The following is a 23,772-nucleotide window of genomic DNA, read 5'->3' on the forward strand; positions in this document are numbered from 1 at the left end:
CTCAGCCTAGCTTGAGACACCCCGCTTGCGCATAAGTTACCCGAAAGCCAACCCGGACCCTCTGGGCGGGGGTTTTGCGCAGGCAAAGGTTATTCGGAGAGGAAGCAGGCGAATGGAAGAGCAAGCAACCCAGACCCCAGTGGAAACTGGAGACGAGCCCCAGGTTTTCAGCATGGAACAGGCCCTGCAGGATGCAGAGGCCCGGCTCGAGAAGACCGTTCAGCGCGGCCAGATTGTCACCGGCACGGTGGTTCTCGTAACCAATGACGGCGTGATGGTGGACATCGGCACGCGCACCGAGGCCATCATCCCCCTCAACCAGCTTACCGAGGAGAACCTGAGCGAGGAAGAGCTCAAAAACCTCCTCAAGCCCGGCGATACGGTAACCGCTTACGTGGTGCGGGCTGACCTGGAAAACGGCCAGATTGTGCTCTCCAAGAAGCGGGCGGAGGCCGACCAGAGCTGGGTCAGGATTCAGGCCCTCTACGAGCGGGGCGAGCCGGTGATGGTTCAGGTCAAGGAGAAGGTCAAAGGCGGTCTGGTTGCGACCCTCGAGGGCATCCGCGCCTTCCTCCCGGCCAGTCAGGTGGACCTCAAGCGCGCCCCGGAACTAGATGTGTACGTGGGCCAGAGCTTTCCGGTAAAGATTATCGAGCTCAACCGCAAGAAGGGCCGGGTCATCCTCTCTCGGCGGGTGGTGCTGGAGAGCGAGCTGAAGGCCGCTCGAGCCCGGGTGCTCTCCAGCCTGAAGGAAGGGGATGTCGTGGAAGGCCAGGTGGTTGAGGTTACGGAATTCGGCGTTTTCGTAGCGCTGGGTGGGGTGGACGGCCTGGTCCACCGCAGCGAGATTACCTGGGGCCGTTTCAGCCACCCCCGTGAGGTGGTGCAGAAGGGGCAGACCGTGAGGGCCAAGGTGCTGTCGGTAGACACCGAGCGGGAGCGGGTCAACCTCTCCATGAAGGCCCTCAGCGAGGACCCTTGGCTCACCGTGGCCGAGCGCTACCCCATCGGCTCTCGGGTAACCGGTAAGGTGGTGGGGCTAACCCAGTTTGGGGCCTTCGTGGAGGTCGAGCCGGGGCTCGAGGGGCTGATTCACATCTCCGAACTCTCCTGGACCAAGCGCCCCAAGCACCCCAGCGAGGTGTTGCAAGAGGGGCAGATGGTGGAGGCCCAGGTGTTGCGCATTGACCCTGCCGAGCGCCGGCTTTCCCTTGGGTTGAAGCAAACCCAGCCCGACCCCTGGAAGAGCCTGCCGGACCGCTACCCGCCGGGCACTCCCGTCAAGGGCAGGGTTACTGGCCTCACCGACTTTGGGGTTTTCGTGGAGATTGAACCTGGTATCGAGGGGCTCGTTCACATCTCCGAGCTGGCCCACGAGCGGGTGGAGAAGCCCTCCGAGCTTTTCAAAAAGGGCGACGAGATTGAGGCGGCCATCCTCCAGATTGACCCCGTGGAGCAGCGCATCAGCCTCTCCCGCAAGCGCCTGCTGCCCCCGCCCGTGCAGAACCTTTCCGACGAGGAGGGTGAGGGGCGGAAGCGGCGTGAGGCGAAGGGGGCCAAGCGAAAAGGGAAAGGAGCAGCCCGCGAAGGGCGCAGCCGTGAGCGCGACCTAGATTATGGGGCGGCTGCCTCCTACACCAGCTACGACCCCAGCGTGGTTGCGCCCTCCACCACCAACGTGAAGCTGGGCGATGTGTTTGGCGATTTGCTGAGCCAGCTTGCCCTTGAGGAAAGCAAGAAGGAAAAAGCCCAGTGAGCGCTGGGAAAAGCCCCTCACCCTTTGGGTGGGGGGCCTCTTCTGGGGGTACACAAGCCCCTCCAGGGGGTTTAGACTCAGGGCTAGGTCTACTTGGAGGAAGCCATGACCCAAGCCCCATCCAAAAACCAAGCCCTTATGGAGCGCCGGCACAAGGTTGTCCCCCGCGGAGTCTCTCAGGTGCACCCGATTGCGGTGGCCCGGGCCCAGGGGGGCAAGGTCTGGGACGTGGACGGCAAGGAGTACCTGGACTGGTTCGGCGGCATAGGGGTTCAGAACGTGGGCCACAACCACCCCAAGGTGGTGGCGGCGGTAGAGAGGCAGCTGCAGCTCTACATGCACACCTGCTTCCCCGCAGTGGCCTATGAACCTTACGTGGAGCTGGCCGAGCGGCTGTGCGCCACCGCTCCCATACCGGGGGATAAGAAAGCCTTCTTCCTGAATACGGGGGTAGAGGCTACCGAGAACGCCATAAAAATTGCTCGAGCCTACACCAACCGCCCAGGGGTGATTGCCTTCCGGGGGAGCTTCCATGGGCGCACCCTTCTGGGTATGACCCTCACCGGCAAGGCTAACCCCTACCGGCAAAACTTCGGCCCCTTCGCTCCGGAGGTCTACCACGCTCCCTACCCCGATGAGTACCGGGGAATTGACACTCGGAAGGCCCTCGATGGGCTCCAAGAGGTGTTTGAGACCCAGATTCAGCCTGAGCGGGTGGCGGCCATCATCATTGAGCCCCAGCTTGGCGAGGGGGGGTTTGTCCCGGCGCCCAAGCCCTTTCTTAAGGCCCTCCGGAGCCTTACCCAGAAGCACGGGATTGTTTTCATTGACGACGAGGTGCAGACCGGCATTGGCCGCACCGGCAAGTTCTGGGCCATTGAGCATGCCGGGGTGGAACCCGACCTGATCTGCTTTGCCAAGAGCATCGGGGGTGGCCTGCCCATCGGGGGGGTCCTTGGCCGGGCCGAGATTATGGATGCGCCCAGCCTTGGGGGTCTTGGCAGCACCTTCGGGGGCAATCCCCTGGCCTGTGCAGCGGCCCTGGCGGTGCTGGAGGTGTTTGAGCAGGAAAACCTGCTGGAAAAGGCCCAGAAGCTGGGGGAGATGCTGCACCAGGGCTTTCGGAGGATTCAGGCCCGCTTTCCCCAGGTGGTGGGCGATGTGCGGGGCCTAGGGCCCATGATTGCCATGGAGCTGGTCAAGGACCCCGCCTCCAAAAGCCCCAATCCCCAGCTGACCCACCGCTTGCTGGAGGTGGCCCGTGAAAGGGGTTTGTTGTTGTTCAAGGCGGGGATGCACGCCAACGTGATTCGCTGCTTGGTGCCTTTGGTGGTGAGCGAGGAGGAGGTGGAAAAGGGGCTGGAGATTCTGGAGGCGAGCCTCGAGCAAGCCCTGAGCGCCGAATAGGGAACGCTGGCCCTGGGGAACGCCGCCGGGGCTTCACCCCACCAGATAGAGCACCTCGCTGATGGCCTGAAGGTATTCCTCAGGCCGCAGCCCCTTTTTGTGGATGCGAAACCCTGGTGGGTACTGGGTGGCCTCTGCCCGGAAGGGCAGGTTGCGCAGGGCCCTGGTGTCGTAGTCCACGCCGGCTTGGGCAAAGGCGATGTGTAGGTACATCAGGTCCTCGGTGATGGAGACCACCCCCCGGGCCTCGGCCAAAAGGCGAAGCCGGGTGAGGGCCAGAAAGTTTTCCACCTCTGCCGGGGCAGGTCCGTAGCGTTCTTTTAGCTCCTTGGCCAGGCGGGAGAGCTGGGCCAGGTTCCTGCACTCGGCCAGACGGCCGTAGTAGCGGCTGCGGGCGGCGGGGCTTGGGATGTACTCTGGGGTCAGGCGGGCCGATAGCTGTAGGTCTAGGGTGACGTGCCGCTCGGGTTCAACGGTTTCCCCTTTGAGCTTTCGGATGGCCTCGGTGAGTAGCTCGGTGTAGATTTCCAGGCTTACTGCCCGGATGTGGCCGTGCTGCTCGGGGCCCAGCAGGTTTCCTACCCCCCGGATTTCCATGTCCTTCTCGGCCAGCAGGTGGCCTGAGCCCAGGTCCGAGAGGTCAGCAATAGCCGAGAGGCGGCGCTCGGCGCCTTCGGTAAGCCGAAGCGGGTGGAAGAGGTAGGCCCAGGCCTCCTGGTCGCGCCGGCCCACCCGCCCCCGGAGCTGGTAGAGGGCAGCCAGCCCCAGCTTGTCCGCCCTTTCGATGAGGATGGTGTTGGCCTCAGGGATGTCCAGGCCGCTTTCGATGATGGTGGTGGCTAGGAGCACGTCAAAGGCTCCCTCGGAGAAGGCCAGCATGGTCTCCTCCACCTCGGCCTCGGCCATCTGGCCGTGGACCACCCCAATCCGGGCCTCGGGGACCAGGCTCTCGAGGTAGCTGCGCCGGGCCAGGATGGTGGCCACCCGGTCGTGAACGTAAAAGGCTTTGCCGCCCCGCTCGAGCTCGTCCATAATCCCTTGCCGCACTAAGGCGGGGTCGTAGGGGGCCAGCACGGTGCGGATGGGTTTGCGGCCCGGGGGTGGGGTCTGGATGCTGCTGAGGTCGCGTAGCCCCACCAGGGCGCTGTAGAGGCTGCGGGGGATGGGGGTGGCGGAGAGGTAGAGGGTGTCCACGGCCTCCTTCAGTTCGCGGATGCGCTCCTTCTGGGCTACCCCGAAGCGATGCTCCTCGTCCACCACCAGGAGGCCCAGGTCCTTGAAGCGCACGTCGGGGGAGAGCAGCCGATGAGTTCCAATGACGATGTCCACCGTGCCCTCTGCCAACCCCTTCAGGATTTCCCGCTCCTCGCGCTCGGAGGTAAACCGGGACAGGGCCGCTACCCTTACCGGTAGGCCGGCCAGTCGCTTTTGGAAGGTTTCCCGGTGCTGTTCAGCCAGAAGGGTGGTGGGCACCAGCAGGGCCACCTGGGCCCCATGCCCCACCACCCGGAAAGCCGCCCGCAGGGCCACCTCGGTCTTGCCGAAGCCCACGTCGCCGGAAATCAGGCGCTCCATAGGGCGCGGAGACTCCAGGTCCCGCAGGGTCTCTTCGAGGGCCTTTTTCTGGTCGGGGGTTAGCTCAAAGGGAAAGTTTTCCTCAACCAGGGAGTCCCACTCCGGCAGGGGGCCGAAGGAGCGCCCCGGCGTAGCCTCGCGCCTGGCGTGTAGCACCAGGAGGCGCTGGGCTAACTCTTCAGCGTCCTTAGCGGCTTTCTCTCGGCGTTTTTTCCACTCCCCTTTGCCCAAGGAGGAGAGTGCCGGTGGGTCGTCGGTGGTGCCGGGATGGCGCTTGAGCAGGGGAAGCTGCTCTACGGGCAGGTACATCCGGGCCTCCCCCGCATACCGCAGCACCAGGTAGTCTCGCCTTACCCCAAGCACCTCGCGGGTCTCTAAGCCCAGGTACTGGCCGACGCCGTGCTCGGGGTGAATCAGGTAGTCGCCGATCGCAAGCGCCCCGGGGTCGGCCCCCTCTGCGCTGAGCACCCGCCGCTTACGCAGCGCCTCTCCTGCACCGAAGGCGTAGAGGTGGGCCTCGCTTAGGTAGACGGTGCGGTTTTCCTCGTCCAGGAAGGCCCCTTCAAAAGGACCGGGAACCAGGGTAAGGGCGCCTGGGCGGCGCTCAAGCGCGGCCGAGGTGCGGGTGGGTAGCCCATCGAGCTTTTGCATGAGGTAGCCGCGGCTTTTTTGGTGGCGGTAGAAGAAGACCGCCGCGTACCCTTTGGCAAGCCAGCTGCGCAGGTCCTCCACGAACTGCGAAACGCGGGCCCGGTAGGGTGGCAGGGGGCGGATGGGCAGGTGCAGAGGGGGCAGTTCGGGGCCGCCCAGGCCGAAGCTGACCTGGGTTCGCCCAGCGAGCAGGGGCCACAGCTCAGCGGGGGCCAGCGAAGGGGTGTCCAGGAAGACCGTGCCCGGGAAATGGAGAATTTTTGGGGAGGTCCATCCCTCCGCCTTGCCGGCCTTTGCGGTGATCACGTAGCGGACCTGGGGGAGGCCCTCGAGCCAGACCCCCTCCAGCTCGTCGCCGAAGAACTCCAAGCGCAGCCTGCCCAGCTCGAGCCTATCCCCCTGCACCTCGAAGTCCTCCCCACGGGCGTAGCCCATGCGGGCCAGGTCCTCCAGAAGCTTGTCGCGCAGGTAGCGCCGACCCGGCTCCAGAACCAGGCGCCAGCCCTCGGGTTGTTCAGGAAAGGGGGCTAGGGCCTCTGGATAGGCCATCACCACCGCCAGCGCCTCTTGGTAAGCCTCTAGACCAGGGTTTACGTAAACCCCCAGCCCCAGGGCCGACAGGTCGGCGTAGAGGGGAAGCCGCTCGGGAGGGCAGAGCAGCACCCGGGGGCCTTTGGCCTGGGCGAACAGAAGCGCCCGGGCTACCTGGGGCAGGCCGGGCAGGTAGCGGTTCTGAATCTCAGACTCGGTGCGGGTCATATTGGAGCCAAAGGCCCGTGAGGGCCCAGAGTCTAAGTCTATACGCGGGCCAGCCAGGGGTGGTTGTGGAGGCTACCGTTGGGGTTCCCTTTCCTCCTGCCAGGGCTCAAGGACCACGCGGGTTTCAATCTGGGCATTCAGGCTGGCTGAAACCGAGCAGTACTTGGTGTGGGAAAGCTCCACGGCCCGTTCCAGGGCTTCACGGGTGACATTTGGCCCTGAGGCGTAGTGCGTTACCACGATGTGCGTGTAGCGCCTAGGGTGTTCTTCGGCCCGCTGCCCCACCACCTCCACCCGGTAGCGGGCCAGCGGCTGGCGTTTTTTCTCCATGATGTCCACCACGTCGTAGGCGGTGCAGCCAGCCAGAGCAGTCAGCAGGAGTTCCATAGGGCGCATCCCGGTGGCGGGTTGGTCGCCGTCTACCATTACCTTGTCGCCCTGTTCGTTGATGCCTAGGAAGCGGTGCCCGCTTAGGCGATGGAGCACAACCCTCTTGGTTGCCATAGACCTCCTCTAGGCCTGATGATACCCTACCCTGGCTCAGCCCTGAATGTAAGTCCAAAGACGTGCGCTTTTCTCGCCAGAAGCGATAATTGAGGCATGTATAGCTTGGAGGGCAAAGTTTATATCCTCACCGGTGGGGGCGGGGCCATTGCTGGGGCCATTGCGGAGTCGTTTGCTCGAGCCGGAGCCCGCCTGGCCTTCGCCGATGCCTACGAGCAGCCCAGCCTCGAGCGGGCCCAGCGCTACGGGGGACGGGCTTTCGTGGTCAACCTTACCCACTACCCCGATGCCGAGCACCTGGTGCGGCAGGTCAAGGCCCAGATGGGCCGGGTGGACGGACTTATTCACACGGTGGGGGGCTTTGCTTACGCGCCTGTTAAGGACGCCGAGCCCGGACTCTACGACCGGATGTTCGACCTCAACATGCGCACCCTCTTCTACGCTACGCGGGCGATTTTGCCGGAGCTCCTCGAGCAAAAAGACGGCTTTATTGCCGGCATAGCTGCGGCGGCAGCTTGGAGCGGGGTAGGGCCGGGAGTGGCCCTGTATGCGGCTGCAAAGGCCGCGGTGGCCACCTACCTGCGCTCGCTGGATGCGGAGCTAGGGGGAACCGCCATCCGGGTGGCGGTGGTCTACCCCATGGGGGCGGTAGACACCCCGGCCAACCGCAAGGAGATGCCCGAGGCCGACCCCATGGCCTGGGTGGACCCGGTGGAGATTGGGGAGAGCCTGGTCTACGCCGCCAGCCGCAGTCCGCGGGGGCGGGTGCTGGAGCTGCAGATATTTCCCCCGCGGTAGGGCGCTGAGGAATCATGCCCCCGGCTGGGTTGTTCTGGGGGGCTTTTTGCCGTAGGGTGAGGGCATGGATGTGAGCGCCTATGTGCAGGCGGTGGGGTACCTGGGCATTTTCGCTACCGTGTTTGTTGAGACAGGGCTTTTGGTGGGATTTTTTCTGCCTGGTGACTCCCTCTTGATTGCGGTGGGGCTCTTGGCTGCGGCCAAGAAGATGCAGCTCTCCTTGGCGCTGCCAGCCCTTTTGCTGGGCTCGGTCTTGGGCAACAACCTGGGGTACTACCTGGGGCGCCGGTGGGGGTTGCCGCTTTTGCGCAGGGCTCGCCTCAGGCCTGGGGACCTCGAGCGCGCCCGGCGTTTCATGGCCCGCTTTGGGCCCCTTTCCCTTCTGATTGGCCCCTATGTGCCGGTCTTTCGGGCGGTGGTGCCCTTTCTCTGCGGCACAGTGCGGATGTCCTGGCCGCGCTTCTTTGTGCTGAGCTTCATAGGCAGCCTCCTCTGGACCCAAGGTCTCACCCTCCTGGCCTACTACCTGGGCTCCAAGATTCCTCACCTGGAGAGGTACATCTACCTAATTCTGCTGGGGGGGGTGGGCTTTGCGGTGCTGCTGGCGGTCTGGCGGGCCTACCGGGCGGGTGGTTTGCGCTGGCCCGGCCGCTCCGCGGCTAGGTAGGGGCTTCCACCTCCTCGACCAGCTCGAGCAGCACACCTCCCAACCAGCTGGGGTGGATGAAGGCCACCCGGTGCCCCCCGAAGCCCGGTCGGGGTAGGGGGTCTACAAGCGGGGCGCCGGCAGCGGCCAGCCGCACCAGCTCAGCCTCCAGGTCTGGGGTGGCTAGGGCGATGTGGTGGAGACCGGGTCCGTGCCTTTCAACGAACCTAGCGACGGCGGAGTCAGGGCGGATGGCCCTGACCAGCTCGAGGCGGCTCCCCCCGCTTCTGAGCATCCAGACCTCCACCCCTTGCTGCCCAACCCGCCCGTGGGCCTCCAGGTGGTACCCCAGCTGCAGGTAGGGCGCCGCGGCCTGCTCCAGGTCTTCCACGGCAATCCCGATGTGGTGGACCCGCATGGTCTTAGGCTACTCTTCCACCGGGATGAAGGCCAGGGCCACCAGTTGATCCTGGAAGCTGCCAATCGTGCTGCTGCGCAGGGCGGTGCTGGTCAGGTTGGTGAAGTTCAGGGTTAGGTCAACCACCGTGAGGGTAGGGGTGCTCTGCTGGGCTAGGTAGAGGAACTGGTCTTGGGCCACTACGCCGGTTCTGTAGGCGATGCTGCGGGAAAGGACGCTTTCTGGGGGCAGCTGGAGGCCGTCGCTGAAGCGGGCCAGGCCGGTACCCAGGAGGAAGATGGGTGGGGCCCCACGGGAGAAGCTCCGGACCGCGAGGTCGCTGGGGAAGGCCGAGGGATCGCGGGCGGCCTCCAGGCTCCAGGCCAGAAGGGTGGTGCCATTGCCCTCCAGCAGGCCCAGGGCCAGGTTGCCCGCGTAGATCAGGTCGGTGGGGGAGGCGGTTCGGGTGAAGGTGCGTTCCAGGTAGGGGTTGACGAAGTCATAGCGGCCGATCTGGCTTGGGGTCAGGTAGAGGAGCTGGTCGCCTGGGCCTAGGGTAAGGCGGGCTGGGGTGTCCAGGCGCACCAGGTTGGGCTCGAGGAAGTTGATTGGGTCGGGCAGGGCGGTGGCGTTGTAGGGGATGCGCCAGGCCCGGTAGTTCTCGATGGGGCGGCTGGGGTCGGTGGGGGGACAGACCAGGAGCAGGTGGCTCTGCCCACCCCGCAGGTATCCCTGGCCGCAGCCGTCTGGGAGGGCCTGGTCAAAGCCGTCCAGGGTGGGGGTGCCCACGCCGGTGGTGCGCAACGAGCCGGTGCTGTAGCGCCGCAGTCGGCTGGAGGTGAGTACCCAGAGCTGGTCGCTACCTCCCTCCAGGCTCCGGCGGTAAAGAGAGTCCACCAAAGGCTCGTCCAGGGACCAGGTTCCGGCTAGGCGGGGGGCTTCGCCGGTGCCGGGTTGGAGGCTGCGGCTTAGGTAAAAGCGGATCTCTGAGGCCTGGCTGCTCTGGTTGACCACCCCTACCGCCAGCAGGGCCCTTACGGGCTCCTCGCTGCTGCCGGTGCAGCCCGCGGCCAGGGCGGCGAGGACCAGGAGGAGGCATCTGCTTCTCACGGGCGGCCTCCGGGTAGGGGCAGGCGGATGTTGCCGGGCAGCACCAGGCTGCTTTGGTCCAACAGGAACTCGGCGGCGCTGCCCCCGAGGGCAAAGGAAAAGCGCAGTTCCTGTTTGGAGGTGTCTGCGCTGGCCTTGAAGGCCCAGCAGCAGCGGTCCACCACCAGGTCGAAGCGGGGGCGGAGGAAGGTGCCCTCTAGATTGGGTAGGAAGAACTCCCGGCCTCCCTCGGGAGCGTTCCACACGATTCGGTAGAAAAGGCGGGTCTTCTCGCGTCCCATAAAGCTAAAGGTGGGGCCGAACTCCCTGAGCGTGAGCCTGAAGCGGCCGCTGCTGTCAGGGAGCCGCTCGAGGCTCAAGAACCCCTGCAGCGAAAGCCCTGGCGGGTCTTCCGGACGCAGGGGGGCCGGCCAGACCTCCCACTCTCCATTGAAGCGCAGGAACCTTAGGAAAGCCTGGGTGTCGTCCTCCGGGGTAAGGGGGTTTTCCGGCTCGGGGAGGTGGAGTTCGGCCGAGACCTCGTTGATGAACAGGTCGGGCTCCCGCACCGCTGCCCGAAGGGTGAGGCGGGGGTTGCGCAGCAGGCCCTGCTGGTATCCCCAGAGCAGGTCGGCCTGGAACTGGTCGGCGCTGTAGAGGTAGCCCAGCCGGAGACGGCTCTCGCTGCCCGCTGCGAAGCCAATGGTGTGGGCAAAGGCAAAGGTGTGCAGCCCCAGGGTGAGCTGGACCAGGCCGTCCAGCAGGGCTGGGGTGGGGGTAGGGCTGGGGTTGGTGTAGGAGGGCAGGGGGATGTAGGGATGGGTGAGGCTTTGGCGCAGCCGGAAGCTGTTAGGAGCCTCCTGCACCACCAGGTTGAGCTCACTGCGGATGGCCTGGCCGTTGTTCAGGTCGCGGCTGTGGCTAAAGGAGAGGGTGTTGCCGGGGGGGTTGTAGCTGGCGGAGAGTTCCAGCGGGTCGTAGCGGGCGATCAGGGGTATCTGCTCCCTGGGGCGGGTCTCCTTTTCCTGGACATCCCAGTAGCGGTAGGCGGTGCGCAAGGAGAGGTTGAACGGCAGAGGGTTGTAGCCCAGGTTTAGGCTCAGCAGGCGGTCGAGGCCCAGCTCGAGCTGCCGCTCGTAGCTCAGGTTCAGGCTGAAGGGGGTGGGGAAGAGGGCCAGGCTGGAGCGCAACAGGTCCCAGCGGCCCAGCTCCAGGTCGCGGCCGGCCCGGGCGGTGAGGTTGAACCAGGGGAAGGGCCGGGAGGTGAGGGTGAGCTCGGCTGGAGGGTCAAAGCGGCGGCTCTCCAGGTCGCGGCTGGCCCGGGCGGTGAGGGAGAGGAGGGGGTCGGGGTTGAAGCCTAGGCTGGCCTCCAGGCGGCTGTTGCGCTGGGGCCGCTCGTAGTCAAACTGAAAAGGGGTCTCGCCCTCCACCAGGTTGCGGCTTAGGCCCAGATTCAGGCTAAATGGCCCTATGGCCTGGCCTAGGCTGGCCCGAGTGTTCCAGGTGATGAGCCGCTCGAACTCGGTGGGGTTGCCGTTCTCGTCGAGGTTTTGAGTGCTGTAGTAGCGCCCGATAAAGGTGTTCTCCAGGCTGAAGCTGAGCCCCGGCCAGGGGGGGGTGGCCAGCCGGTAGCTCTCGCGGTGCTCGAGCCAAAGCCGCCCCGCGCCGATGTAGGGCCCAAGCCGTCGGGCCGAGCGGTTGAGCGGGTTGGAGGGGGCCTGGTAGTAGCCCAGCAGGACCCGGCCGCTCAGCCGGAACGCCCCTTCTATGCCTCGAGGGAAGCTCACCTCTACCTCCGGTGTCCGCTGAGGGGTGGTGCGCTCGTTGGGTAGGGCCAGGGGGTTGTGGTCTATGTAGCCGTCCAGGGTAACCCGGAAGAGGGGCTCACCCTGGCGGGTGGCCCACTCCAGCAGGTAAGTGGTGTAGTCGGGCTGCCCCCCTGTGCCTAGAAAACCGGGTTCGGCCTGTGGGCTGTCGTCCCGCAGCACCAGCCCCTCCAGGCGTTCCTCCGGGGTTTCCAGCTTGTAGCTCAGGCGGTACTTGAAAATGCCGTCCTTCCGCGGGTCGCTGTCCGGGAGCACTACCCCGGCAGGCGGGGGAAGGTAGAGGAACTGGTAGCGCTCCAGCGCAGCCCCTACGCCAAAGTGATCGAGGCCAAAGCCCCATCCCCGCCGCTCAAAGTAGCGCAGCAGGGTAAAGCCCACCCCGAAGTCTGAGACATAGGGTAGATCGGCCCGCACGAAGACCCCCTCGGTGTCGTTTTGACCGAGCTCGAGCCGCGGCCTGCGCTCGTTTAGGAAGAAGAGCAACACCGGCAGGTAGAGCGTGCGCTCCCCCCGCAGGAGCACCCACACCCCCCGCGCGATGACGCGGTCGCCGGGGTAGAGGAGCACTTCCTGGGCCTGGAAGGCGTAGTCGGCCACCTCTTGCTCGCAGCGCTGGCAGGGGGTGAGGTAGCCTTGCTGGAGGAGAATCTGCCCTGCGGCCCGCTGGCAGACCGGACCGGTGAGGTAGAAGTCTCCCGACTCTATCCTGACCTCAATGGCCTCAAAACTCTCGTCGCTGGTGAAAAGCTCCAGCTCAGCGGCCTCTATGAGCTGGCCCTGCTTGTCGCGGTAGCGCACCCCCTCTAGGAGGAGGAGACGCTTGCGGGTGCGGTTGTAGATGACCCGCGGTGCCTCGATCAGCTCGCCATCGCGCTCCATTCGCACCGGAGAGCCCAGCAGCACCACCAGCTCCTCGCCCTCCTCGTTGCGCAGTTCCATCCGCTGGGCCTCGAGGATTTTGAGCCGCTTGCCCTCCTGGGCCAGCCCGGGCGCACAGGCCGCTGCCAGCAGCAAGAGAAAGCATCTCCACATCCCTGCGTTGCCCCAGCCTTTCCACTGCCCCTGGCTCATCGTCTTCCCACCTGCAGCAGGATCAGCCCAGCTAGGCCGTACAGGAGGTTGGGCCCCCAGGCGGCCAGGACGGGGGGGATTACACCCTGCTCGCCCATGATGCGGCCTACGCTCCAGGTGGCGTAGTAGATGAAGGTGAGCACCACCACCCCCAGCATCCCCAGGCTGCGGCTGCCCCCCAGGAGGAAGAAGGCCAGGCCTACTGCGAAAAGGGCAAATGCGTAAACCGCCGCGGGCTCGGCCCATTTGCGTTGCAAGGCGGTCATCTCGGCATGGTAGGGTAGGCCCTGGGCCTTGTACTGGGCGATGCGCTGACGTAGCTCGGCCACGCTCAGACTGAAAAGCCCGCCAGGGGGCTCGAGGGAGAGTTCCACCAGCGGCACCACCGCCCGCTCAAACTGGGCCACCGTGCGGGGCCGTGCACCGCCGTAGGTTACCCGGAGGCCCTCGCTAAGGATTAGTGCTCCCTCCTCAAACCGGCCCTGGGCGGCCACCAGCACTTCCTCTGCAGTGATGACCCGCACCTCCCCAATGCTGCTCTCGTGCACCTGCCCTACGTAGACGATGCGCCCGTAGGCGTCCACCAGTCTTGTGCCGGGCTGGAGCAGTGCCCTGGGTTTTTGCAAGACTGCCTGCCGGAGAATGTTCTGCCCTTGCTGGAGGCTCCGCGGCACCAGGCTGTCGGCGGCTAGAAGGCAGAGGGCGAAGAGAAGGGTGCCGAGGAGCAGCAGGGGAAAAAGCACCCTTACCTTGGAGATGCCTCCGGCCAGCAGGGCCTTGAGTTCCGACTCCTCCCCCATGCGAGAAAGGACCAGCAAAAGGGCAAAGAGGAAGGCCAAGGGCATTCCCCGCACCAAAGCCTCGGGTACCCGGAAGGCTAGGTATTGGCTGACCACCAAGGGGTCGGCCCCGCGCGCCAGCAAGGGGGCCAGCACCTCGTAAAGCGCCCCGCCCAGCAGGGCCAGGACCACCACCGCCAGGGCTCCTAAAAGCGAGGCCCCCACCTCCCGCGTTAGGTAGCGGTCTAAAGTACTCATCGGGCCAGCCTCCAAGTGCCCAGAAGGGCCAGCCCCCCATAGACCAGATTGGGAAGCCAGGCTCCGTAGGCGCTCCACAGGTCAAAACGGGCGAGCTGGGCTGAAAAGGTAAACAGGGTCCAGTAGCCGAAGATGAGCCCCACCACGGCGATAAAGGCCCAGGCCGCTTCCCGCAACGAAAGGCCGATGACCGCCGCTAGCCATGCCAGGACCACCGTACCCACCGCGTTGGCGTAGCGGCGAGCCAGGGGAAAGGCCGCAGCGGGGTCGGCCCGGGCAACAGCGGAAAGCTCGGGTAGCCGCATGGCCTCGTAGGAAACCCCCTTGGGTTGCACCCCTACCGGAAAGGGCAGGGGGTGGCTGGATTCCAGGTGGATCCGGCCGCTGGGGTCTACGCGATAGGCGTTCTCCAGCCGCCAAGCCCCGTTGACCCAGCTCCCAAGCTCCGCGCTCCAGATGGAGCCGTCGGGCTCCACCACCCGCAGCCCCTCCAGCCTCGAGCCCTCCTGCCCCTGGGGGTTTGGGTAGATGCGCTGGGCATAGTAGACCCCAAGTCCTTGGGGGGCATAGGTGCGGTCGGTAAGGACACCAGAGGGCTCAGAGCCGTAGTAAATCTTGTATTGAAGTGCCTCGAAGCGCTCTTGGGCGATGGGCTTAATCCAACCTTCGTTCAGAAAGACCACCCCGCCTACCAGTGCAGACAGCAGCAGCACCGGAGCAATAAAACGGATGGGGGGTACGCCAGCCGCGTAGGCGGCCTTGAGCTCGGACTGGCGAATCCAGCGGGCTAGGGCCACCAACAGGGCAAACACCAGGCCCAAGGGCAACGCGATGCCCAGCGTGTGGGGGACCCGGTAGGCCACCAGCGTGGCAATTTCGCTGACAGGGGTGCGGGCCCTGAGAAAAGCTCCCGACAGGGAGGAGAGCAGGTCAAAGGTGATTAGACCTACAAAGAGGAGCACGCCCAGCAGGTATAGGGAAAGCGTTTCGCGCAGCAGGTAGCGGGGCAGCATTTCCAAAAGCGAAGTATAAGCTCCCCTTGGGTGAGAAGCTCCCCATTTGGACAAAAGGGCGCCCTCGGCTTCCTGACGGCACCCGCTCCGTGGCGCTTAGGGCTGCTGCCTTCCGGCCCTGACCCGGTTCACGCTGGTGCGCTGCGTCAGACCGAGGACGCAAGCTCAAGGATAGCACAAGCCCAAACCCCTGCAAGGGGCTTCGTATAATCACACCCATGGGAGCCCCCGCGGCGAGCAGTTCGGGCGCGGCCCTTGAGGCCATCCAATTGAGCAAGCGCTATGGCCGGAAGCCTGTTTTGGAGGGCATTACCTTTGCCGTGCAGCCTGGTGAGGTCTACGCTCTGGCTGGCCCCAACGGTTCGGGAAAGACCACCCTAATCCGTCTCCTGACAGGGTTAGCCTTTCCCACCTCAGGGGTGGTGCGGATGCTGGGCCAGGACATTTACAACGGGGGGTATGCGGTCCGGCGGGTTTTGGGGGCAGTGGTGGAGGCTCCCGCAGCCTTTTACCCCCACCTTAGCGGCCGGCAAAACCTGGAGATGGTGGCCTTCCTGACCGGGATGTCCAGGCCTGAGGCCCGCATTCGGGAGGTGCTGGCCAAATTGGAGCTGCTGGCGGTGGCCGACCAGCCGGTGCGCACCTACTCCTTAGGCCAGCGTCAGCGCTTGGGGCTGGCCTCGGCCATTCTGCACGAGCCTCAGGTGCTTATTCTGGATGAGCCCACCAGCGGTCTTGACCCGCAGGGCATAGGGAGGGTGCACGAAATTCTGGCCGAGCTGGCCTGGAAGGGTGTGGCGGTGCTCCTTTCCACCCACCACCTTCGGGAGGTGTCGGTCTACGCCGATAGGGTGGGTATCCTGGGGGGCGGGCGGCTTCTGGAAGAGGTGAGGTTGGGGGCGCGGGGTGAGACCTACCGCCTCCGGGTGGACGACCCGGCCAGGGCTGCGGCTTTTCTCAAGACTGTGCCGGGGGTGCGGAACGTGAGCCTGAGGGATGTGAACGTTGTTTTTGAGGGCTCCCCCAACCTGGCGTTGGCCGCGCTGGTCCGGGAGAACTTCCAGGTGCGTTTCTTGGAACCCGACTACTTTGACCTCTACGAATACTATCGAGAAAGGGTGAAGCGTGCGTCTGGTTAGACTCAGCCTGGAGGGAAGAGGGAGGCGGCGTGCTTAGGGTCTTGGTCTGGGAGTTTGGCAAGCTGGTGCGGCTGCGCTCGGTGCAGATTGGCCTCCTGGCGGCTTTTTTGCTGCCCTTCTTGTGGGCCTTTGCCCCGGGTTTGCGGGCTCAGTACCGGATTGAGCTGGTCTCAGGCTGGCAGGTGCCTGCCTTTGCCCTCTTTACCGGCATGGACTTCCTCTTTCCTTTTCTCACCGCCATGGCTGCGGCGGAGGTGCTGGGTTCGGAGGTCTCCATGGGCACCCTAAAGTCGGTGCTGCTGCGCCCCAGCCCCAGAAGCCGTCTGCTGGGGGCCAAGCTGGTGGTGGTGCTCACCTACCCCTTCCTCCTCCTGGGGGTCAGCCTGTTGGGCTCGCTTTTGGCAGGCCTTCCCTTTGGCCTGGGCAGCTTTCTCGGAGGTACTGGCCTGGGGCCGGGTAGCTTTGCGGGCACAGGGGAGCCCCTCACCCCCGGGGCCGCTCTCTCGGAGGTCCTTCGGGCCCATGCCCTAGCCGGGGTGGTGCTCTGGCCGCTGTCGGCCCTGGCGCTTCTGTACGCGGTGATTTTCCTGAGCACCACCGCGGCGGCCCTGGCGGCGGTCTCCACCCTGCTGCTCATGCGGTTGCTGGTGGCCTTTCCGGCCCTGCAGCCTTTCTTGCTCACCAGTTACCTTGACCTCTACGTGCGCTCGGAGGCGGTTTCCCTGGGGTTGCCGTTGCTCTTCATCTACACCCTTGGATTTTCCGCGTTGGCGCTCCTTATCTTCGAGCGAAAGGACGTTTGAGGCCTCCGGCTTCCGATGGTTTAGGCTTAGGGTATGGGTAAGTTGACCCACTTTGAGGACGGCAAGCCGCGCATGGTAGACGTGAGCGAGAAGGTCGCCACCCTACGGGTGGCCACGGCCGAGGCTATGGTCTTGCTCACCCCAGAAGCGGTGGAGGCCTTGCAGGAGGGGGGAGTGGGGAAGGGCGACCCCCTGAGCGTGGCCCAGCTCGCGGGCATCATGGCGGCGAAAAGGACCGGTGAGCTCATCCCTCTATGCCACCCCCTGCCTATTACCGGTGTGGAGGTGCGGCTTTGGTTTGAGCCCCAGGAAGCCCGGGTTCGTATTGTGGCCACCGTCAAGACCAAGGCCGAGACCGGGGTGGAGATGGAGGCCCTCACGGCCTGCGCAGTGGCTGCCCTCACCGTTTACGACATGCTCAAAGCGGCGAGCAAGGGCCTGGAGATTACCGGTCTGCGCCTGCTGCACAAGTCGGGGGGCAGGTCGGGGGAGTGGAAGCGGGAATGAGGGTGCCCACTGCTGGACCTGGGCCTTCGTAAGGGGGCCCGGTCCACAGCCGACCGAGAAGGGCTGGGGTGGTGGCTTGGAGGCCCTGCCGTGACATATGCCCCTCTTGGCCGGGTGTACCCTTAGCTCGAGGTGGTCCCTATGCTGGTTAGGGAATTTATGACCCCCAACCCCCAGGTGGTTGGCCCAGATGTGCCGGTGCCCGAAGCGGCCAGGATGATGAAGCAGGGGGGATTCCGCCGCTTGCCGGTGGTGAAGGACGGGCGGCTGGTGGGCATTGTTACCGACCGCGATCTCAAGGAGGCCATGCCTTCCGACGCCAGTTCGCTTTCCATCTGGGAGCTCAACTACCTGATCTCCAAACTCCCTGTGGGTGAGGTCATGAGCAAGGATCCCATTACCATTGGGGAGAACATGCCGCTTCAAGCCGCCGCCAAGCTGATGCTCGAGCACAAGATTGGGGGCCTCCCAGTGGTTCAGGAGGGTCGGTTGGTGGGCATTGTCACGGTTTCGGATGTGCTCAGGGCCTACCTCGAGCGCGAGGCAGAGCTGCTGGTGGGGGCAGAGAGCGGCTAGGGCCCTTTCTTCAGCCCAATGAGCCGCTCGGCGGGCCAGGTGTTGACGATGCGCTCTGGGCGAAGGCCAGCTTTTTGGGCGAAGAGCAGCCCATACTGAAGGTCCGAGATCCCTTCCGGGCTGTGGGCGTCTGGTCCAAGGGAAAAGTAGAGGCGCTCGCGCCAGGCCAGCATGGCCCGCCAGTCCAGCTCGAGGCGGTGGGGGTTGCAGTTGAACTCCACCGCCTTTTGGTTCCGCTCGGCCCGCTCCAAGACCCTTTCCCAGTCGGCCTGGGCCCCCTTGCGGCGCAGGAGGAGCCGGCCGCTGGGGTGGCCCAGGATGCTCAGGTAGGGGTTGTCCAAGGCCCTCAGAAGCCGCTCGGTCTGCTCCCTCGGGTCCAGGGAGAGCCCGCTGTGCAGGCTGCCCACCACCACTTCAAATTGGGCCAGGAGTTCCTCGGGGTAGTCCAGCGACCCGTCCGGCAGGATGTCCGACTCAATGCCCTTGAGGATGCGGAAAGGGGAGAGCTCCGCGTTGAGCCGGTCTATCTCCGCCCACTGCCGGCGTACCTCCGCCTCCTGAAGCCCCCCTGCGTAGGCCGCGCTCCTCGAGTGGTCGCAGACCACCATGTAGGCGTAGCCCTGGGCTATGGCTGCTTCGGCCATCTGGCGCAGGGAGGCGGCCCCGTCGGAGTAGGTGGTGTGGAGGTGAATTAGACCCTTCAGGGCCTCAGGCCGCAGGGGGTCCTCGGGTGGGGCTAGGCCGATGTGCTCCTGCTCCCTCCAGTAGGCCGGGATGTAGGGCAAGCCCAGCCTAAGAAAAACCTCCTCCTCTGTAGCGCAGCCTTGGGGGATGGAGCCCAGGGCGGAAACCCACTCCCTGGAGCCAGTGGCCGCCACCCAGACCGAGCCAAAAGCGGCCGTCTCGGCGCAGAAAACCCGCAGGGGCAAACCCTCTACCTGGCCCAGCAGGAGGCTGCCCTGAACCTCCCGCACGTGGTGTCCAAGGGCCTTCCGCACTGCTTCCGGTGAGCCCTCCACCACCAGGTCTAGGTTGCCCACCGTCTCCAGGCCGCGCCGGACGCTCCCGGCGACCTCTGCCCTTAGACCCGCGCTCTGTAGGTCGGTCAGGAGCAGCCGCCCCACCTCCAGCCCCACCGGGAGGAGCACCCGGCGGAGGCCCTGCAGGGCGTAGCGGGCCGCCTCCAGGAGGTTGGCCTCGCTTTTGGCCCCAAAGCCCGGAAGGGCCCGTAGACGTCCCTCCTCGGCAAAGCGCACCAGTTCCTCCAGACTTTCCACCCCGCTCTCCCAGAGGGCTCGGATGCGTTTTGGGCCAAGCCCCTGGACCCGGAAGAGCTCCAGCACCCCTGGGGGGATCCGGCCTTCCAGTTCGGCCAGGTAGGGAAACTCCTGGGTCTCCACGATTTCTTTGAGCAATGGGGCCAGGCCCGGCCCAACCCCCTTCACCCCTCGAAAGCCTTGGGCGGCCAGCTCGCTGAGGTCGCCCTCGAGCCGCTCCAGGCTGCGGGCGGCCGCCCGGTAGGCCCGGGCGCGGTACTCCCCCTCCCCCAGCACCTCTATCAGGTCGGCGGCATACTCGAGCAACCCGGCCAGCTCCTTGCGGGTCATAGGTCCTCCAGTGGATAGACCACAGGGCGCCCCTCCTTGAACACCACCGCTTCACGGTAGCCCACCCCTCGGAGCAGGGCCACAGCCTCGGCGAAGCGATGGGCCACATCCTCCGGGCGGTGCGCATCGGAGCCCAGCACCACCGGAATACCCATGGCCCGGGCCTGCGCCAGGAGTTCGGGGCTGGGGTAGATTTCGCCGGCTCTCTTGCGCCAGCCCGCGGTGTTCACGTCCAGGGCCAACCCCTCCCCAGCGATGGCCTCCAGGGCCTCCTGGGCCAGGTCGGCGTAGCCCTCGGGGGGGCGGTGGCCCATCACTTTGGGCAGGTCAAGGTGGCCGATGGCGTGGAAGAGCCTGCTTCGGGCGGCCTGGGCTACCAGCCCGAAGTAGACGCGGTAGACCTCCCGCAGGTCCCGCTCCTCAAACTCATCCGCATAGCGTGGGTTGTCCAGAGGCCAGGCCCCGATGTAGTGAACCGAGCCGATAAGGTAGTCGTACCCGTATTGGGCCCGCAGCCGCCGCACGAAGTACTCGGTGCCGGGATGGAAGTCAGCCTCTAGCCCAATCCCCACGTAAAGGCCATCCGCTTCATTTCGAAGCCGCTCGAGCGTCGCGTGGTAGAAGGGTAGCTCCGCTAGCTCCATGCGCACCTCCGGATCAAACCAGGGGGGCATGGGGCTGTGGTCGGTGAAGACCAGGCCTCTAAGCCCTGCCTGCCGTGCGGCTTGCAGGTACTCGGCGGGGCTGCCCACCGCGTGCTTGCACAGAGGGGTGTGGATGTGGCTGTCGTACATACTTCGTTCAGTTCACCCGTACGGTCTGCCCCGCAGAGGTCCAGACCCGGACCCCCCGGCCCAGCAAGGCGCTGGCCTGCTCGGAGATGGCTTGGTCTAAGACCAGCTCGGCCTCCACCCGCTGGACCAGCGTGGGGGTTTCTGGGGGGGCCAGCCGGGGCTGTCGGTCCAGCACCGCATCGAGTTGCCAACGGCTGGCCCAAAGCCGCTTGAGGGCCCAGAGGGTGGCCTGGCTGCCCACCTCCAAGCCGAAGGGAGCCTCGTTCGCGTAACGAACCAGCAGCCGGGCTTCGGGGAGGGCCTTTCGTATCTCCTCGGCGCGTTCGGGAAGCAGGTAGGACTCCCGCAACAGCCGCTCCGCAAAAGCACAGGCCCGGGCCAGCTTTTCCTCGTCCAACCGGGCGCCGAAGACGCCCTCGAAGGCTCGCTGTATCTGCTCGGCCAGGTTACCCAGCTGGTAGAACTCCGCCTCCACCCCTACCAGCACCAGGGTGGGAGCCACAGCTAGGCCCGCCCTTTGCAGGGCCTGGAGCTGGGCTACCTCGCCCTCGGGAGGGGCTTGCTCGAGGGAGAAGATCACACCGCCTAGTCTACCGCCTGCGCAGGGTTTCCCCAAGCGGCCGGCTGGAAACCCGCCCCACAGAAGGGGCAGGCTTTCACACCGGGGCTTTCTTGGCCAGCATGCCCTTCAGCACAGTTTGCAGAATGCCGCCGTTCTTGTAGTAGTCCAGCTCCACGAGGGTGTCTATACGGGCCTTGACCGGGAAACGCACCTGACTGCCATCGGCGCGGGTGGCGACCACGGTGAGCTCCTTGCCTGGGGCAAGCTCCTCAATGCCCAGGATGTCATATACCTCGTAGCCGGTGAGCCCCAGGCTGGCGGCGCTCTGGCCGGGCTGGAATTGGAGGGGCAGCACGCCCATACCCACCAGGTTGCTGCGGTGGATGCGCTCAAAGCTCTGGGCGATAACCGCCTTGACGCCGAGCAGGTAGGTGCCCTTGGCGGCCCAGTCGCGGCTGCTGCCGTTGCCGTACTCAATGCCGCCAATCACGATAAGAGGAGTGCCCTCGGCCTTGTACTGCATGGCCGCGTCGTAGATGAACATCTCCTCGCCCGAACCCGGCTCTGCACCCCGGTCGGACTTGGGCAGCTTTTTGGTGTAGGGGCCTTCCTTGCCGCCCAGCATGAAGTTGCGGATGCGGATATTGGCGAAAGTGCCCCGCATCATCACCTCGTGGTTGCCGCGCCGGCTCCCGTAGCTGTTGAAGTCGGCGGGGTCAACCCCGTGGCCCATCAAGTAGCGGGCGGCAGGGGAGTTTTTGGCGATGCTGCCCGCGGGGGAGATGTGATCGGTGGTGATGGAGTCGCCCAGCAACAGGAGTACCCGGGCCCCCTTAATATCGGAAAGCTCCCGGTCTTGCCCCAGGTTTTCGAAGAAGGGGGGGTTTTGGATGTAGGTGGAGCTGGGGTCGAACTGGTATAGCTGGCCGGAGGGGGCCGGGAGCGCCTTCCAGCGCTCGTCGCCCTCAAAGACGGTGGCGTACTGCCGCCGGAACATCTCGGGGTCTAGGGTTTTGTGCACAACCTGGCGGATTTCCTCCTGGCTAGGCCAGATGTCCTTCAGATATACGGGCCGGCCGTTGGGGTCGTAGCCCAATGGCTCAGTGGTAAAGTCGATGTCAATTCTGCCGGCGATGGCGTAGGCCACCACCAGCATAGGGCTGGCCAGATAGTTGGCCTTCACATCGGGGTTGACCCGGCCCTCGAAGTTGCGGTTGCCCGAGAGCACCGCGGCCACCACCAGGTCACCCTCCCGCACCGCTTTGGAAATTTCTTCTGGAAGCGGGCCGGAGTTCCCTATGCAGGTGGTGCAGCCGTAGCCCACGGTGTGGAAGCGAAGGGCCTCTAGGAAAGGGGTGAGGCCGGCGGCATCTAGGTACTCGGTAACTACCTTGGAGCCGGGAGCTAGGGAAGACTTGACCCAGGGCTGGGTGTCCAGGCCCGCTTCCACCGCCTTCTTGGCCAGGAGGCCTGCTCCAAGCATTACCGAAGGGTTGGAGGTGTTGGTGCAGCTTGTGATGGCCGCAATTACCACAGAGCCGTGGCGCAACTCGAATTCCTCACGGCCGCGCCGAACCGTTACGGTCCTGTTGAGCTGTTCAGGCTGGAGGCCGAAGCCCCGCTCCTTGGGATCTTTGGTGAGGTGCTCCAGGAAACTCCTCTTCACCTCCGAGAGGTTGACCCGGTCTTGCGGCCGCTTGGGGCCGGCCAGCGAGGGCACCACGGTGGAGAGGTCCAGTTCCAGGTGCTCGCTGTAGACCGGTTCGGCGTCGTCGCTGCGCCACAGACCGTTGGCCTTGGCGTACTTCTCCACCAGATCCACGAGCTCCTCGGGCCGGCCGGTGAGGCGCAGGTAGGCCAGGGTTTCCTCGTCGATGGGGAAGAAGCCCATGGTAGCCCCGTACTCAGGGCTCATGTTGGCGATGGTGGCCCGGTCGGCCAGGGGCAGTTTGGAGACGCCGGGACCGTAGAACTCCACGAACTTGCCCACCGCCCCGTGTTTGCGGATCATCTCGGTTACCCGGAGCACCAAATCGGTGGCGGTGGCCCCTTCCGGCAGTTCCCCGTAGAGCTTGAAGCCGATGACCCGGGGGGCCAGCATATAGTAGGGCTGGCCCAGCATCACCGCCTCGGCCTCGATGCCCCCCACCCCCCAGCCCAGCACCCCGAGGCCGTTGATCATGGTGGTGTGGGAGTCGGTGCCCACCAGGGAGTCGGGGAAGGCGTACAGCCTGCCGTCCTCACCCCGCTGGGTCATGACCACCTGGGCCAGGTACTCGAGGTTGACCTGGTGCACAATCCCCGTGCCCGGGGGCACCGCGCGGAAGCCCTTGAGGGCTTGCTGGGCCCACTTGATGAGGCGGTAGCGCTCGGCGTTGCGCTGGTACTCAAGCTCCACGTTTTTCTCAAAGGCGTAGGTGGTGCCGAAGAAGTCCACCTGCACCGAGTGGTCGATGACCAGGTCCACCGGTACGGTGGGGTTGATGATCTCCGGGTCGCCACCCAGCTTGGCCACCGCGTCCCGCATGGACGCTAGGTCAACCACCGCCGGAACTCCGGTGAAGTCCTGAAGGATGACCCGGGCCAGGATGAGGGGCACGTTTACCTCCCCGGGGTCGGGCTGCCAGCGGGCCAGGTTAATCACGTCTTCCCGGGTGACCTTGTACTCGTCGTGGTTGCGCAACAAGGACTCCAGCATCACCCGGATGCTGAAGGGCAGGCGGGACACCTGGGCGATGCCCTGCCGCTCAAGCTCGAGGATGTCGTAGTAGTAGACCTCACCCATCCGTGTCAGGAGGCTTTTGCGGGTTTGAAAATCGTCCCTGTAGGCCATAGCCGCTCCTTTCTAGGTACGCCAAAAACCGGCCCCACGTTGGCCAAAGAGGCTTCACCTGGTGGTTTGCTCGCCCTCTAGTCTAGCGCAAACGAGCGGAGACGAAGCTCTGGGTTGTGGGGGCTGGTTTATCTGCCTGGGCGGGTGCGCCCTACCTCAGACAACCCCTATATTACCCTAGGCCATTGCAAACAGGAACCATTTCAGAGCATGCCTGCTAGGAACCCCTGTTCCCGCACCGCTCGAATCAGGTCCATCACGGTGAGCCTTTGGGGATCGTAGGCGACCTCGAGCTGTCCCACCTCCGCAGGCCGCACCTCACCCACCCCCTCGAGCCGCTGGAGGGCCTTGCTAACCTTCTCCACCTGGTCGGGGCGTTCCATGCCCCGCACGCCCAGAAGCACCCGGTTCATACCCTACCA

20 protein-coding genes and 1 other RNA gene are annotated in these 23,772 nt (G+C 65.2%); 8 read left to right on the plus strand and 13 right to left on the minus strand.

The genetic code is table 11. From position 1 onward, the window contains the following. Positions 1-112: 112 nt before the first annotated feature. The gene (locus tag NZ849_RS03555) at positions 113-1,756 is read left to right on the plus strand and encodes a 30S ribosomal protein S1 (protein WP_295387225.1); all 1,644 of its coding nucleotides are present in this window, start codon (positions 113-115) and stop codon (positions 1,754-1,756) included. A 105-nt stretch (positions 1,757-1,861) separates the two neighbouring features. Then, a complete protein-coding gene (gabT, locus tag NZ849_RS03560) occupies positions 1,862-3,163 on the plus strand; it encodes a 4-aminobutyrate--2-oxoglutarate transaminase (protein WP_295387227.1) in 1,302 nt (433 codons plus the stop codon). A gap of 33 nt (positions 3,164-3,196) precedes the next feature. On the opposite strand, the gene mfd is transcribed toward gabT, so the two are convergent. Further along, positions 3,197-6,148, minus strand: a complete 2,952-nt coding sequence (mfd, locus tag NZ849_RS03565; RefSeq protein WP_295404203.1) for a transcription-repair coupling factor — start codon at positions 6,146-6,148, stop codon at positions 3,197-3,199. 72 nt (positions 6,149-6,220) lie between these two features. Further along, positions 6,221-6,652 carry an OsmC family protein gene (locus NZ849_RS03570; RefSeq protein ID WP_295387232.1) on the minus strand — a complete coding sequence of 144 codons (432 nt, stop codon included), beginning with the start codon at positions 6,650-6,652 and terminating at the stop codon, positions 6,221-6,223. A 96-nt stretch (positions 6,653-6,748) separates the two neighbouring features. Between NZ849_RS03570 and NZ849_RS03575 the strand changes: the two genes are divergently transcribed. Further along, positions 6,749-7,450, plus strand: a complete 702-nt coding sequence (locus NZ849_RS03575; RefSeq protein ID WP_295387235.1) for an SDR family oxidoreductase — start codon at positions 6,749-6,751, stop codon at positions 7,448-7,450. 64 nt (positions 7,451-7,514) lie between these two features. After that, a complete protein-coding gene (locus NZ849_RS03580; RefSeq protein ID WP_295387238.1) occupies positions 7,515-8,117 on the plus strand; it encodes a DedA family protein in 603 nt (200 codons plus the stop codon). Here NZ849_RS03580 and NZ849_RS03585 read toward each other — a convergent pair. From NZ849_RS03585 to ffs, 6 genes are all read right to left on the minus strand, one after another. After that, a complete protein-coding gene (locus tag NZ849_RS03585; RefSeq protein WP_295387240.1) occupies positions 8,110-8,514 on the minus strand; it encodes a VOC family protein in 405 nt (134 codons plus the stop codon). The two genes, NZ849_RS03580 and NZ849_RS03585, sit on opposite strands and share 8 nt — an antisense overlap. A gap of 9 nt (positions 8,515-8,523) precedes the next feature. After that, positions 8,524-9,603 carry a hypothetical protein gene (locus tag NZ849_RS03590; RefSeq protein ID WP_295387243.1) on the minus strand — a complete coding sequence of 360 codons (1,080 nt, stop codon included), beginning with the start codon at positions 9,601-9,603 and terminating at the stop codon, positions 8,524-8,526. Next, the gene (locus NZ849_RS03595; RefSeq protein ID WP_295387246.1) at positions 9,600-12,479 is read right to left on the minus strand and encodes an LPS-assembly protein LptD; all 2,880 of its coding nucleotides are present in this window, start codon (positions 12,477-12,479) and stop codon (positions 9,600-9,602) included. The genes NZ849_RS03590 and NZ849_RS03595 overlap by 4 nt, the downstream gene beginning before the upstream one ends. Further along, the gene (locus tag NZ849_RS03600) at positions 12,476-13,516 is read right to left on the minus strand and encodes an LptF/LptG family permease (RefSeq protein ID WP_295387248.1); all 1,041 of its coding nucleotides are present in this window, start codon (positions 13,514-13,516) and stop codon (positions 12,476-12,478) included. Before NZ849_RS03600 ends, NZ849_RS03595 begins: the two co-directional genes overlap by 4 nt. Next, positions 13,513-14,529 carry an LptF/LptG family permease gene (locus NZ849_RS03605; protein WP_295387296.1) on the minus strand — a complete coding sequence of 339 codons (1,017 nt, stop codon included), beginning with the start codon at positions 14,527-14,529 and terminating at the stop codon, positions 13,513-13,515. Before NZ849_RS03605 ends, NZ849_RS03600 begins: the two co-directional genes overlap by 4 nt. Before the next feature lie 58 nt (positions 14,530-14,587). Further along, an RNA gene (gene ffs, locus NZ849_RS03610) (signal recognition particle sRNA small type) lies at positions 14,588-14,687 on the minus strand. A 60-nt stretch (positions 14,688-14,747) separates the two neighbouring features. On the opposite strand from ffs, the gene NZ849_RS03615 reads away from it, so the two are divergent. The 4 genes from NZ849_RS03615 to NZ849_RS03630 all read left to right on the plus strand — a co-directional run bounded on the left by NZ849_RS03615 (position 14,748) and on the right by NZ849_RS03630 (position 17,554). Continuing rightward, entirely contained in the window at positions 14,748-15,668 is a 921-nt protein-coding gene (locus NZ849_RS03615) for an ABC transporter ATP-binding protein (protein WP_295387251.1), read from the plus strand. A 29-nt stretch (positions 15,669-15,697) separates the two neighbouring features. Further along, positions 15,698-16,471 carry an ABC transporter permease gene (locus NZ849_RS03620; protein ID WP_295387254.1) on the plus strand — a complete coding sequence of 258 codons (774 nt, stop codon included), beginning with the start codon at positions 15,698-15,700 and terminating at the stop codon, positions 16,469-16,471. Positions 16,472-16,504: 33 nt separating this feature from the next. Further along, entirely contained in the window at positions 16,505-16,978 is a 474-nt protein-coding gene (moaC, locus tag NZ849_RS03625) for a cyclic pyranopterin monophosphate synthase MoaC (protein ID WP_295387256.1), read from the plus strand. A gap of 159 nt (positions 16,979-17,137) precedes the next feature. After that, positions 17,138-17,554: a CBS domain-containing protein gene (locus tag NZ849_RS03630; RefSeq protein WP_295404206.1), complete on the plus strand. Its 417-nt coding sequence runs from the start codon at positions 17,138-17,140 to the stop codon at positions 17,552-17,554. On the opposite strand, the gene NZ849_RS03635 is transcribed toward NZ849_RS03630, so the two are convergent. From NZ849_RS03635 to NZ849_RS03655, 5 genes are all read right to left on the minus strand, one after another. Further along, positions 17,551-19,161 (minus strand): helix-hairpin-helix domain-containing protein, encoded by a 1,611-nt coding sequence (locus NZ849_RS03635; protein WP_295387263.1) that lies wholly within the window; start codon positions 19,159-19,161, stop codon positions 17,551-17,553. The two genes, NZ849_RS03630 and NZ849_RS03635, sit on opposite strands and share 4 nt — an antisense overlap. Then, a complete protein-coding gene (locus NZ849_RS03640; RefSeq protein WP_295387266.1) occupies positions 19,158-19,955 on the minus strand; it encodes a histidinol-phosphatase HisJ family protein in 798 nt (265 codons plus the stop codon). Before NZ849_RS03640 ends, NZ849_RS03635 begins: the two co-directional genes overlap by 4 nt. A 7-nt stretch (positions 19,956-19,962) precedes the next feature. After that, the gene (locus NZ849_RS03645) at positions 19,963-20,535 is read right to left on the minus strand and encodes a hypothetical protein (RefSeq protein WP_295387269.1); all 573 of its coding nucleotides are present in this window, start codon (positions 20,533-20,535) and stop codon (positions 19,963-19,965) included. A gap of 76 nt (positions 20,536-20,611) precedes the next feature. Continuing rightward, a complete protein-coding gene (gene acnA, locus NZ849_RS03650; RefSeq protein ID WP_295387272.1) occupies positions 20,612-23,350 on the minus strand; it encodes an aconitate hydratase AcnA in 2,739 nt (912 codons plus the stop codon). Between the two features lie 203 nt (positions 23,351-23,553). Further along, a complete protein-coding gene (locus NZ849_RS03655) occupies positions 23,554-23,763 on the minus strand; it encodes a heavy-metal-associated domain-containing protein (RefSeq protein WP_295387275.1) in 210 nt (69 codons plus the stop codon). Positions 23,764-23,772: the final 9 nt, after the last annotated feature.

Source organism: Meiothermus sp. (genome assembly GCF_025060375.1).
Lineage (GTDB): Bacteria > Deinococcota > Deinococci > Deinococcales > Thermaceae > Meiothermus.